Source organism: Pseudidiomarina salinarum, assembly GCF_000753715.1.
Lineage (GTDB): Bacteria > Pseudomonadota > Gammaproteobacteria > Enterobacterales > Alteromonadaceae > Pseudidiomarina > Pseudidiomarina salinarum.
Genome location: NZ_JPER01000005.1, coordinates 133,099 through 145,901, shown reverse-complemented (window position 1 = coordinate 145,901; position 12,803 = coordinate 133,099). Strand labels below are relative to the sequence as shown.

At 52.7% G+C, this 12,803-nt stretch carries 11 protein-coding genes; 7 read left to right on the top strand and 4 right to left on the bottom strand.

The features are described 5' to 3' along the window. Window positions 1-38 precede the first annotated feature (38 nt). Window positions 39-1,532, bottom strand: coding sequence for a hypothetical protein (locus tag IDSA_RS09900; protein WP_034776411.1), 1,494 nt, complete (start codon window positions 1,530-1,532; stop codon window positions 39-41). A gap of 182 nt (window positions 1,533-1,714) precedes the next feature. Here IDSA_RS09900 and IDSA_RS09895 point away from each other — a divergent pair, with 182 nt between their 5' ends. From IDSA_RS09895 to srmB, 4 genes are all read left to right on the top strand, one after another. Further along, window positions 1,715-3,445, top strand: a complete 1,731-nt coding sequence (locus tag IDSA_RS09895; RefSeq protein WP_034776410.1) for a sensor histidine kinase — start codon at window positions 1,715-1,717, stop codon at window positions 3,443-3,445. A gap of 24 nt (window positions 3,446-3,469) precedes the next feature. Continuing rightward, complete coding sequence (rdgC, locus tag IDSA_RS09890; RefSeq protein ID WP_034776409.1) at window positions 3,470-4,363, top strand: recombination-associated protein RdgC; 894 nt, start codon at window positions 3,470-3,472, stop codon at window positions 4,361-4,363. Window positions 4,364-4,439: 76 nt separating this feature from the next. After that, window positions 4,440-6,116, top strand: a complete 1,677-nt coding sequence (locus IDSA_RS09885) for a dipeptidyl-peptidase 3 family protein (protein ID WP_034776407.1) — start codon at window positions 4,440-4,442, stop codon at window positions 6,114-6,116. 45 nt (window positions 6,117-6,161) lie between these two features. Next, entirely contained in the window at window positions 6,162-7,367 is a 1,206-nt protein-coding gene (gene srmB, locus IDSA_RS09880; RefSeq protein ID WP_034776405.1) for an ATP-dependent RNA helicase SrmB, read from the top strand. Between the two features lies 1 nt (window position 7,368). Here srmB and IDSA_RS09875 read toward each other — a convergent pair whose 3' ends face one another. Beyond that, entirely contained in the window at window positions 7,369-7,728 is a 360-nt protein-coding gene (locus tag IDSA_RS09875; RefSeq protein WP_034776404.1) for a VanZ family protein, read from the bottom strand. Further along, a complete protein-coding gene (gene thiI, locus IDSA_RS09870) occupies window positions 7,729-9,234 on the bottom strand; it encodes a tRNA uracil 4-sulfurtransferase ThiI (protein ID WP_034776497.1) in 1,506 nt (501 codons plus the stop codon). Window positions 9,235-9,338: 104 nt separating this feature from the next. Here thiI and IDSA_RS09865 point away from each other — a divergent pair, with 104 nt between their 5' ends. From IDSA_RS09865 to dxs, 3 genes are read left to right on the top strand one after another with little or no spacing between them, the layout of a single operon-like run. Next, window positions 9,339-9,584: an exodeoxyribonuclease VII small subunit gene (locus IDSA_RS09865; protein ID WP_034776403.1), complete on the top strand. Its 246-nt coding sequence runs from the start codon at window positions 9,339-9,341 to the stop codon at window positions 9,582-9,584. Further along, window positions 9,581-10,468 (top strand): farnesyl diphosphate synthase, encoded by an 888-nt coding sequence (locus IDSA_RS09860; protein WP_034776402.1) that lies wholly within the window; start codon window positions 9,581-9,583, stop codon window positions 10,466-10,468. The genes IDSA_RS09865 and IDSA_RS09860 overlap by 4 nt, the downstream gene beginning before the upstream one ends. A gap of 4 nt (window positions 10,469-10,472) precedes the next feature. Next, entirely contained in the window at window positions 10,473-12,356 is a 1,884-nt protein-coding gene (gene dxs, locus IDSA_RS09855) for a 1-deoxy-D-xylulose-5-phosphate synthase (RefSeq protein ID WP_034776401.1), read from the top strand. On the opposite strand, the gene IDSA_RS09850 is transcribed toward dxs, so the two are convergent. After that, window positions 12,315-12,797, bottom strand: coding sequence for a phosphatidylglycerophosphatase A family protein (locus tag IDSA_RS09850; protein ID WP_034776399.1), 483 nt, complete (start codon window positions 12,795-12,797; stop codon window positions 12,315-12,317). The two genes, dxs and IDSA_RS09850, sit on opposite strands and share 42 nt — an antisense overlap. Between the last annotated feature and the right edge of the window lie 6 nt (window positions 12,798-12,803).

Sequence of the window (12,803 nt, the reverse complement as noted above, 5' to 3'; positions counted from 1 at the left end):
TTGTGGGGGCCCGGCACGTCCCTGTGCACTGAGCGTGATTACTGATTGTTATTCAGGTCGAATGCCCAGCCCTGAGTCCAGTCGTCATCAGCCGAAACTGCACCAACGAAATCGACATCATCAAAGAACGGGTTAACGGTGCTTAAATCAGCTTTGGCGGTTGGGGAAACCTGGGCACCGCTGGCATCAAGCATTGGTGAAGCTGTGTATAAACCACCATCCAGTACCGTCGCTGTATCAGTCAGGGCGAGGTTATTGGTACCAGCGGTAAACCAGTCTTCCGTGGTCTGGTCAGCGAAGTTTTCTGCACAAGCAATCACTGAGCTTTCGATAACCAGGTTATCAGTAGCGATGTGATCAACGGTCGCCTGGTCATCCAACTCCAGACATTCACCCATCAACTCAGGGCCGGTTACCACAAAGTTATACAGCTCGGCCTGGGTACCGCGACGGAGCAATACACCTTCAGAATCACGGTCTGTGGTAGAGAAATTTGAACCCACGATGGTCATATTGGCGATTTGCGGAGAGGTGAAAGGTTCGGCAGTAAAGTTGCCTGAATTGTTGTCGCCTTCAATACCACGGTTAGCTAACGACTCATTGTGGCGAACATAGATGTACTGGATAGCACCCGACCAACCGTCTGCCCAGTCCAGTGAATCATCACCATTGCCGGTAAGTACTACGTACTTGGCATTGACTGCGCCGCCGAAGAATTCAACACCATCGTCGACATTGTTATGAACCTGAATATTGTCGACCTGTGTCGCATCACCGATGGTATAAAAAGTAATACCGTTGAGTTCGTTGCCCACAGCAACTTCGAAGCCTGCATATTTCACCACGACATGACTTAGCACACCGGAGTTGTCGCTGTTGTCCGCACCGCCATAAAGACCAGCGCCACCTTCTGCTTCGAGATTACAGTTGGCCAGGTCATTCTGGTCGCACTTATTGGAAATACCGCGGCCGAGTAAGATAACACCGCCCCACAGACCGCGATCCGTGTCTTTGTCGACATTGCCGGTCAGGTCTTCATCTGAAGTGAAGGTGATAGGCGCCGTGGCTGTACCTTCGGCAATGATTCTTGAACCACGCGCGATTTGCACGAAGCCATCGGCGTCCTGGAAGGCCAGGGTCGCACCAGCATCAATCGTTAACACAGGACCACTGGAGGGAATATTCGCCGCGTTGTTTTCCAGGCCATTACCAATATAAAGACCATTAGGGAAGATATGCGCACCGTCGTTAGCTAAATCAACTATCCGTAAGTTGGTCATAATCGGATTGTTAGGCGTAGAAAAGTTTGGCGGGTACACACAGTTATCACCGTCTACCTGGCCACGAACTGTGACGCCATCATCAACATAGCTGGCACAGTTGTTTTCAGTACTGCCACCACCAGGGTTCGTTACTGAGTTATCAGTCGAGTTGTCGATTGAGGTCGGTGTCAGGTTGATGTCACCGCCACAACCCGCCAGTAGCAAAGAAGCTGTAATAGCGCTTAAGGCCAGAAAATTATTCGCTTTCATAATGGTCTCCGTTGAGATGTCAGGTACTGCGAGTTAAGTTACGCAGAGCACTCTAGGCAACCAATGTGACAACGGGGTGACGGGCTCGTGAATGCTTTATGACAGCTCTTGCCAGCTGCGCTTAAGGTTGCGCTCCGGCCGCGATTGCTTTAATTTGATGCAAAATAAATTTGAGCGCTTACATGTCTACGTCCAGCATATCCAAGTCACTTTTAACCAGTGTGCTGTCGGTATATTTTTTACTGACATTACTGGTGACTTGTGTGCAGGTGGTGGGCGAATATTACGATACCAAAGGGATGCTGGTGCAGGAGCTACAAAACCAGCAGAGCACGGTAAATGACTCGCTGGCTCGCTCACTTTGGGAATTCAACTCACCACAGGTAGTGGCGACCGCCGAAGGCCTGATTAATATCTCCGCTATCGCCGGCGTGATCGTACGCGATGATACCGGAGCAGTACTGATTAACCTTGGTGATACCCTGCCGATTGCCGAACTGCCGATGAAACCGGCAGAAAATTTCACCATCAGCGAACGTAATGGTCTGTTTGGCTATTTCTCAACCCTGGTGTTCGAATTTTCCGGCAACTCCACCATGGTTGGCGACATCACGCTGTTCTCCACCCGCGATATCGCTATTGACCGTATCAAGGTGAGCCTCTATTTCATTGTCGGTAACGCCATAATCAAGAGTGTGTTCCTGATTCTGCTGTTCAGCCTGGCATTTAACCGCATGCTTAACCGCCCGATGCACGATCTGACTAACCAGATCAGAAACTTCCGGCTGGATGACCTCAAGCATTCGCGGCTGGACCTTAAAGATCAGCGCAATACCGAGTTCCTGATGGTTGAGCAGGCATATAACCAGCTGCTGGATAATCTCGAAGATTATCAGGATGACCTGCAACGCACCCAGCAACAATTATTGCAGGCCAACCGGCAGCTGGATGAGCAGAACGCTATGCTGGAACAGGAAGTGGCGCGCAAAACATCCAGTCTTAGTCAGGTATTAGTGGATCTTGAGCGGCGTAAAAACGAACTCGAATTGCGGCAGGACAAGCTGGAACGGGAGATCCGTCAGCGCCAGCTCATGGAGCAGGATCTGCGCGATACCAATACCCGCCTGCAAAACTCCTTTACCGCGCTTGAGCGGGCGCAGGATCAGTTACTGGAGTCGGAGAAAATGGCTTCGCTCGGGGGGCTGGTCGCCGGTATCACCCACGATGTGAATACGCCTATTGGCATTAGTATTACGGCTGCCAGCTTCATCCGCGAGCGTATTACCAAACTGGAGCAGGCGCTGGCTGACAAAAGCCTTACCCAGGCGCAACTGCAGGAATTTCTTAGCACCGGTAATGAAGGCCTTGAGTTGCTGGAAAATAACCTCAGCCGGGCCTCTGATTTGATTGGCAGCTTTAAACAGGTTGCTGTGGATCAGACTTCGGAAGCGATTCGCGACATCAACCTGAAAAAATACCTGCAGGATGTCATTCAGGCTCTGCGTCCGCGCCTGAAAAATACCCGCCATGAAATTAGCCTGGACTGCGCTGATGATCTGAATATCCGCTGTCCGGCGGGCGCTCTTGCGCAAATATTCACCAACCTGATTTTAAATTCATTAATTCATGGTTTTGAGGATACCAGTCAGGGTAAAATCGCCATCACTATTACCCGGGAACAGGATCAGCTCGAGATCACCTACTCGGATAACGGCAAGGGCCTGACTGAAGAACAAATGAATCATTTGTTCGACCCATTCTTTACGACCAAACGTCAGCAAGGTGGCAGCGGCCTGGGCACGCACATTATTCGTAACCTGGTTAGCCAGACGCTTAACGGTGAAATTGAAGCCGACAGCGCCCCGGGCCAGGGCCTGACCTATCGTTTCCGGATTCCGGTTATCTTTTTATAAATAAGCACTCAGCAAGGATTTTTCATGTGGTTTCGTAACCTGCGTATTTACACGCTCGCTGAAGATTTTGTTATGCCTGCGGATTTGGACCAAGCGCTCAGCGCCTGTCAGTTCGTACCCTGCGGCCGGCAAGAGCTGGCTAGTTTTGGCTGGGCATCACCTTTCGGTCAACAAAGTGACGTGCTCTATCACAAAATTGGCGATAACTATCTGTTCTGCGCCCGTAAAGAAGAAAAAGTACTGCCCACCAGCGTCGTCAATGCGCAACTGGATGAGCAGCTGCAACAAATCGAGAGTGAACAGGGCCGCCGCGTTGCCGGTAAAGAAAAGCAGGCACTGAAAGAAGATCTCGTTCATCGTTTGCTGCCACAGGCATTCACCCGCTTTAAATTGACCTGGGGAATAATCAGCCTGAGCAAACGAATCGTGGTGGTTGATGCTTCCGCCGGCAACCGCGCGGAAGACTTTCTGGGCCTGCTGCGCAGTAGCTTTGGCTCATTGCCGGTCAAGCCCCTGTTCAACGAACAACCATCTGAAGTTTACTTCACCGAGTGGCTGCGTACCTCAGCAGTACCGGGCGACTTTGAATTTGGCAGCGAAGTTGAGCTGCGGGACACCGACGACGAGGGTGGTATCGTCCGCTGCCGGCAGCACGACCTCACCAGTACCGAAATTGACACCCATCTACAGCATGGCAAACAAGCAACCAAGCTAGGCCTGGAATGGCGTGAGCGGATCAGCTTTGTGCTTGAGCATGACCTGGCAGTTAAGCGTTTTAAAGCCACTGATGTACTGTTAGATGAGCAGGACAAACTGGTCGACGCCTCGCCGGAAGATAAAATTGATGCGGACTTCGCGCTCTTTAGCGGCGAGATCAACGAATTTTATCCGGCACTGGTCAGTTTATTTAAAAGCTAAAAGAGCGTAAATTAGGGGCATAGACTTGGGTCTTCCCCCATATTCCCCTAACAACAGACCGAACAACAGGTGAGCCATGAACGTTAAAATAAACCGGATCAGCACCGCTATTCTGATGGTGTCCTCAGTTTTATTAGCCGCATGCGGCCCCCAGGTTAACGAAGAGGCCCTTGAAAAACCGCTTCCGCAACTGGAACTGGTTGAGGGTGCTGAGCAGCGCCTGAACATTTACACTCCGGTCACACTGACAGCTGATTTATCTCATCTGTCAAACCGCCAGCACCACGCTATTGAGTTGCTGATTGAAGCCTCTCAGATTATGGATGAATTGTTCTGGCACCAGGCTTACCCGGGTGAGAAAGAGAAATTGCTGAACAGCCTGGGTGACCCCTTAGTACGGCAGTTCGCTGAAATTAACTATGGCCCCTGGGATCGCCTGAATAACAACCAACCTTTTCTGCAAGGCGTTGACCCAAAGCCACCCGGCGCCAACTTTTACCCTGCCGACATGACCCGGGAAGAGTTTGAAGCCGCGGAATTTCCCGGCAAAATTGATCTCTATACCCTGGTACGTCGCGATGCCGAAGGTGAACTGTACAGCGTCGCTTACAACGTAGCTTATGCCGCGCAGTTAAAGCGTGCCGCCGAGCTTTTGCGGGAAGCAGCTGAGTTCGTTGAAGATGAATCTTTTGCAAATTATCTGCGCCTTCGCGCTGACGCCTTTTTAAGCAATGAATACCAGCCATCCGATATGGCCTGGATGGATATGCAGACCAATGAGCTTGATGTGGTTATTGGTCCGATTGAAACCTATGAAGATCAGTTGTTTGGCTACCGTGCCGGCTTTGAATCCTACGTGCTGGTAAAAGATATGGCATGGAGCGAGCGGCTGGCCCGCTATGCTCAGTACCTGCCGCAGTTGCAGCGTAACTTGCCGGTGCCAGAACAGTACAAGCAGGAAGTTCCCGGCTCAGGCGCGCAGCTCAACGCCTATGAGGTCGTTTACTATGCCGGCCACTCAAACGCGGGCAGCAAAACCATTGCGATTAACTTACCTAACGATGAAGAAGTCCAGTTAGAAAAGGGCACCCGCCGGCTACAGCTGAAAAATGCCATGCGCGCGAAGTTCGATGAGATCCTGCTGCCGATCTCAGAACTGCTGATTGTTCCTGAACAGCGCCAGTACATTACCTTTGACGCGTTTTTCGCCAATACCATGTTCCACGAAGTTGCGCATGGCCTGGGTATCAAAAACGTCATTAACGGCGAAGGCACTGTCCGCGAAGCACTGAAAGAAAAAGCCAGCGCCCTGGAAGAAGGTAAAGCCGATATTCTCGGGTTGTACATGGTTACCGAGCTCCTTGAACAAGGCGTTATCAGTGAAGGTCAGCTGGAAGACTACTACACGACCTTTCTGGCCGGCATTTTCCGCTCGGTGCGCTTCGGTGCATCCAGTGCTCACGGCCAGGCCAACATGATTCGCTTCAACTACTTTGAGCAGGCCGGCGCTTTCAGCCGTAATGAGCTGGGTCAGTATTCCGTGAATATGGACGCGATGCGCACCGCCATGAATAACCTCTCTGAGCATATCCTGACCTTGCAGGGTGACGGTGATTATCAGGGCGTGACTGAGCTATTTGACACTATGGGCAGCGTAAGCCCGCAACTGCAGGCTGATCTTGACCGCCTCGCCGATGCTGCTATACCTGTCGACATTACCTTTAAACAAGGCAAAGAGGTGCTTGGGCTCTGAACCGGCCCGGCACATCGCCGAAATAAGTAACTATAGGATTGTATAATGACCCCGGACTGGGAAGAACTGGAACTCGACGAAGAACTCATTCAGGTGCTGCTGGGTGCCGAGCTGAATAAACCTGCCAAAGTACAGCAGGCGGTGATTCCGGCCGCGCTCGACGGCCAGGACTTGCTGGTGACATCACCAACAGGTACCGGTAAGACGCTGTCGTTTTTGCTACCCGCATTACAGCATTTACGTGACTTCCCTCGTCGCCAGCCCGGCCCGGCCCGGGTGCTTATTCTGGCTCCGACCCGGGAGCTGGCGCAGCAGATTGCTGAACAAGCCGACGCATTTGAGGAGACCACCGGCCTTCGCACGGTGCTGATTACCGGTGGGGTAAACTATGGCAGTCAGCATGAACAGCTGGAAAAGAGCCACGACATCCTGGTCTCAACCCCCGGCCGCCTGGTTGATTTGCTGGGTGCGGCCCGGGTTGAGCTGGAACTGATTGAATGGCTTATTATCGATGAAGCAGACCGGATGCTGGATATGGGCTTTGCCAGCACCGTGAAGCAGATCGCGGCGGCCGCCCGTAACCTGCAACAATCCCTCCTGTTCTCAGCCACACTGGATAGCGTAGGCGTGCGCCGCTTTTCAGCCGAACTGCAGAAAGAACCGCAACATATTCTGATTGAGCCGCCAAAGCGCGAAAAGGGCAAGATCCTGCAGCGCTGGTATCAGGCCGACACCGCCCAGCATAAATTTCAGCTGTTACTGCGCTTACTTCAGGATCACCCCGGGCGCCGCGTTATTTTTGTGCGCACCCGCGACAAAGTCGACGAACTGGCAGGTCGTTTGCAGCAAGCCGGCGTACTGAACTTAACCTTGCGCGGCGATATGCCACAAAGCGACCGGCAAAAAATTATTGCGCGCATGGAAAAATTCGACAACAGCACCCTGATTGCGACCGATGTCGCTGCCCGGGGGCTGGATATTGAAGATATCGAGCTGGTGGTAAATTACGACTTACCGAAGCAGGCTGACGTGTACCTGCACCGGATTGGTCGTACCGGCCGCGCCGGCAAGTCGGGTATTGCGGTAGCGCTGGTTGAAGCCCATGATGCAGAGCTGTTGCGACGTATCGAGCGTTATCAGAAGGTAAAAATGGAACGGCGGGTGTATGACGAACTGCGACCGCAATATAAATTTCCGGACGTGGTCAAACGCAAGAAGAAGCCCAAAACCAAAGGCAAGAAAACGAAATAGTTCAGGTTCTGGCTTTTGCCGAACGGCGTTGATAGCGCCACCAGGCAATCAGGTAATAGGATGCCGCGCCTGCGGCATCGGCCAGTAAATCGCCCATACTCGCCTGGCGGTACGGTAATAAGTTCTGAACATACTCAATCGCCAGTCCATAAGCGGTAAGAATCACCAGCGCCGCCCACACCGGGATCGGAAATGCCCGGTGAAACGTCAGTGCCAGAATAAAAAAGGCACCAAAATGCACCACTTTGTCCGCATGTTCGAACCGCGGCAGGTCGCCCGATGAGACGCGCATCAGAAATATCGCTGAAAGGCCGATCAACACCAGTAAAAAAACTAACCGGGCTGCATTTTTCCTCGTCATCTACAGATCCTTCTGATGTTGCTTTGTTTGCGGACTAAAAACTGCGACATTGCTGAACCCCTGCTCCTGAAGATACAAGGCCTGGATCTGGCTCATTACCCCTTTGTCACAGTACAGCAAATAGGTGGTATCCGGATCAAGTTCGGCAAACTTTGACGCCAGTCGGAAAAACGGAATATGGGTAACCGGTGCGCCAAGTTGTTCAGCACACAGCGGCGATAATTCCTGCACATCGTTTGCCCGGATATCCAGCACAGTCATATTTTTACCAACTTCTGAAATAGTGGCTACGGATTCAACGCGCGCGGCGGCAGCCTCACCAATATCGCGTACATCTAAAACATTGGCGGCCGACACCTGTTGCTCAATAAGCGCGGGGTCGAGTTCAGCCTCGGCTGCTGCGATAGCGCCGCGGTCAGCCTTCACCGTTGGTTTGACCGAAATCACACCACAGTATTCTGGCATACTTCTGGCAATATCTGCGGTGCCAATTTGTTGCGCAATGTTAATGATGTCCTGCTTGTCCATTACGATCAGCGGGCGTAACACCAGTTTTCGGGTCGCCTCATCAATCACACTCAGATTGCTCAGCGTCTGACTGGATACCTGGCCTAAGGCTTCGCCGGTCACTATAGCGGCGGTATTAAGCCGATCCGCGACAATTTCCGCTGCCCGCAGCATTTGCCGCTTGAGTACCACGCCCATCAGGCCGTTATCCACCCGCTCGAGAATCTCCTCTACCACCGGCGCAAAATCAATACTGATGAACTTTAGCGGATGCGAACTGGCATATTGTCGCCACAAATAATAAGCCGTCTGCTGCACGCCGGTTTCATGCTGCGCACCGCCCAGATTAAAAAAGCAAAAATGTGTGCGGGCGCCACGGCGCAACAGCTGAAAACTAGCCACGCTCGAGTCAAAACCACCAGACAGTAAGCTCAGCACTGTCTCCTGAGTTGGCAGCGGAAATCCACCAAGCCCGGGTTGTTTGTCTTCAAACACGCGAATTATCTGCCGATCGACTTCGATGCGGACCTCGGTATCAGGACGTCGCAGGTTCACCCGGGCATCCGGAACATGAGCGAGTAAGCCGCTGCCAATGTAGCGCTCAAGATCCTGTGAACTGAAGCTATGCTGACCTTTGCGCTTCGCCCGTACGGCAAAACTACGTCCGGCCAGGCGCTGTTGCCAGCACGCCAGTACCTGTTCCAGAATCGGGGCGAAATCGGCGGCGCCCTCCTGCTCAGTTAGCGGCAGTTCGTGTGACCGGCTAAACCAGGCAATACCCGGAATACGCTGTAATTCATCACTGATTTTTGCCGCCAGTTCGGACGTATTTTCAGTACTGGTTAAATCAATACGATCCCAGTGCCAGCTTACTGTGACAGGCAGTTGCTGACGGCTCAAGATGCTTTTCAGGTTATTTACCAATACTTTGCCAAAGCGCTTGCGGACGCTATCGCTTTTAATGGTGATTTCAGCATGTAGCCGGATAATAAATTTCATCAGTTCTGGCTGTTCCAATCGTAAAAAGTGGCGCATTATACCTGATTTGACCACACATCGGAATCAGGGTAACTTGTGCGGCTGACGAACTCATAGGTGGATTTATGGCTGATTTAACCTTCGAGCAAGCAATGCAGCAACTGGAAGAAATAGTTGTCCAGCTGGAGCAAGGCGAGCTACCGCTGGAGCAGGCTCTGGAAAAATTTGAAAAAGCAGTCAGTTTATCGCGCATTAGCCAGAATAAGCTGCAACAGGCCGAACAGAAGGTCAGTAAACTGTTGCAACAGCAAGGCGAAGAGGCCCTGGTGCCTTTTGATAATCAGGTTGATGCTCAAGAGGACAATGCGTGAAGCTAACCGCTTTGCTAAATGACTGCCAGCAAGAGATAAATGGATTTTTAACTGACATCATTGCGGCCCGACAGGCGCCCTCCTCACAGTTAAATAAAGCCATGCATTACGCGCTGGTATTGGGTGGTAAACGGGTGCGCCCCTTTCTGACCCTGCAGATCGCGACCTTATGTGACGCGCCCCCGGCCCTGGCCCGCCGCGCAGCTGCGGCCGTCGAATGTATCCACGCTTATTCGCTCATCCACGATGACCTACCCGCGATGGACGACGACGTATTACGTCGTGGCCAGCCCAGCTGTCATGTCGCCTTTGATGAGGCCACAGCAATTTTGGCTGGCGACGCGCTGCAGGCGCTCGCATTCGAGTTACTGAGTCAGCCAGAGCCCCAGGCCCGTGCGGCCCAGCAGCTGGCGATGGTGCAATATCTGGCGGTTGCCGCCGGCGATAAAGGCATGTGTGGCGGTCAGGCGCTGGATCTTGAAGCCACTGCCCGGCAACTTAACCAGTCGCAGCTGGAACAAGTGCATCAGCATAAAACGGGCGCCCTGATTCGCGCTGCCGCTCAGCTTGGCGTGCTTGCCGGTGCCGATGAAGCACAGCGTTACCTTGGCGATTTTGATGCCTATGCGGGCTATCTGGGTCTGGCATTTCAGGTACAGGACGATATTCTCGACGTAACCAGCAGTACCGAGGCTCTGGGAAAGACCCAGGGCAGCGATCTTAATGCCAATAAAGCGACCTATGTACAACTGTTAGGCCTGGACGGTGCCCGTTCAGAAGTAAAGGCTTTACATCAGAAAGCGCTTCATGCCCTTGCCAGAATCCCTTACAATACCCTGGTACTAGAAAAACTTGCAGAATCGCTGCTGACCCGGGATCATTAACACCATGTCTTCTTCGCGTAGTAACCAGCCAGCTTCATTTCCGTTGCTGAATAACATCGACCTTCCTGCCGACTTGCGCCGCCTGAATGATCGCCAGCTGCCACAGCTGTGTGGCGAAGTCCGTGAGTTCCTGCTCAACTCAGTGAGTCGCAGCAGCGGACATCTGGCATCCGGCCTCGGAACGGTTGAGCTGACGGTAGCGCTGCACTATGTGTATGCCACGCCTTACGATCAACTGGTGTGGGATGTTGGCCATCAGGCGTATCCGCATAAGATCCTGACGGGCCGCAAAGACCAGTTGCATAGCATCCGTCAGAAAGACGGCCTGCACCCCTTCCCGTGGCGTGATGAAAGTGAATATGACACCTTGTGCGTTGGTCATTCCAGCACTTCGATCAGCGCGGCACTGGGGATGGCTATTGCCGCTGAACGCAATCAGACCCAGCAGAAAGTCGTCGCCATTATTGGCGATGGCGCGCTCACTGCCGGTATGGCATTTGAGGCGCTGAACCATGCCGGCGACATTAGTCCGGACATGCTGGTGATTCTGAACGATAACGACATGTCTATTTCTGAAAATGTCGGGGCCCTGAACAACCACCTGGCGCGGGTTTTATCCGGTAAATTCTATACCTCGATCCGGGAAGGCAGTAAAAAACTACTGCAGGGGATGCCGGGTATCCATCACCTTGCCAGCCGCGCTGAAGAACATATGAAAGGCTTTGTAGCGCCGGGCATCATCTTTGAAGAGCTGGGCTTTAATTATATCGGCCCCATTGACGGCCACGATGTCAATCTGTTGGTTGATACACTGCGCAACATGCGCAAGCTCAAGGGTCCGCAGTTTCTGCATGTGGTGACGCGCAAGGGTAAAGGCTATGAACCCGCTGAAAAAGACCCTATTGGCTATCACGGTGTGCCTAAGTTCGACCCCACCCTGACATCAATACCGTCAAAACCAGCATTAACGCCGTCTTACTCGCAGGTGTTCGGCGCCTGGCTTTGTGAAATGGCCGCCACCGATCCTAAGCTGATGGCGGTGACGCCAGCTATGCGGGAAGGCTCGGGCATGGTTGAGTTTTCACAGAAATTTCCGGATCAGTACTTCGATGTGGCTATTGCCGAGCAACATGCGGTGACCTTTGGCGCAGGTCTTGCTATCGGCGGCTACCATCCGGTCGTGGCAATCTATTCGACCTTTTTGCAGCGCGCCTATGATCAACTGATTCATGACGTTGCTCTGCAGAACCTGCCGGTATTATTCGCCATTGACCGCGCCGGCGTGGTCGGTGCGGATGGTCCGACTCACCAGGGCGCTTTCGATTTAAGCTATCTGCGTTGTGTACCTAATATGGTGGTAATGACCCCCAGCGATGAGAACGAATGCCGTAATATGCTTTACACCGGTCATTTACTGCAACAACCCGCAGCAGTTCGCTATCCTCGCGGTAACGGCACCGGCTGCTCTTTTGATGAGCACATGCAGCAACTGGAGATCGGTAAAGGTCGCCGCCTGCGCAGCGGTCAGCGCGTTGCCATTCTCAACTTCGGTACGCTGCTGAATGAAGTCAATGAAACTGCTGAGCAGCTGGATGCCACAGTGGCCGATATGCGCTTTGTGAAGCCGCTGGACGCCGCCCTGATCGATGAGCTGGCCAGCGAGCACGAGTTATTAGTCACAGTTGAAGAAAACGTAACGGCTGGTGGCGCGGGTAGCGCCGTTGGTGAGTACTTACAAAGCAGAAATAGCCAGGTACAATTACTGACTATAGGTTTACCTGATGCCTTTATTAAGCATGGCAGCCAGACTGAGATCCGTCAGGAACTACAGCTGGATGCCGCAGGTTTAACCCAGCAAATTAATGACCGCATAGCCACCATGAAGTAATAAGGCACTAGCGAGGCCGGCGAGAATATCGTCGGCCATAATGCCAGACCCGCCATGCAGATTCCTGTCACACCAGCCTATCGGGCCTGGCTTAACCACATCGAAGAATCGAAACAGCGCAAAGGCTATCAGCACGTTGTACCAGGTAAAGGGCACAGCGAACATAGCAATCAGGAAACCGGCAATTTCATCCCAGACTATCGCCGGGTGGTCATCTTCGCCCATTGCTCTGGCGGTATAACCACACAGCCAGATACCAACCACACAGGCCAGTACGGTAATGATGCCATAAACCGGCCAACCAGCCAGCTGTAACAGCCAGCACAGTGGGATTGCCGCCAGTGTACCGAAGGTACCAGGGGCTTTTGGGGCCAGACCACTACCAAAACCAAGGGATAATAAGTGCAGCGGATTTGACAACAAATGGCGGTGCGTCGACATAGTGAA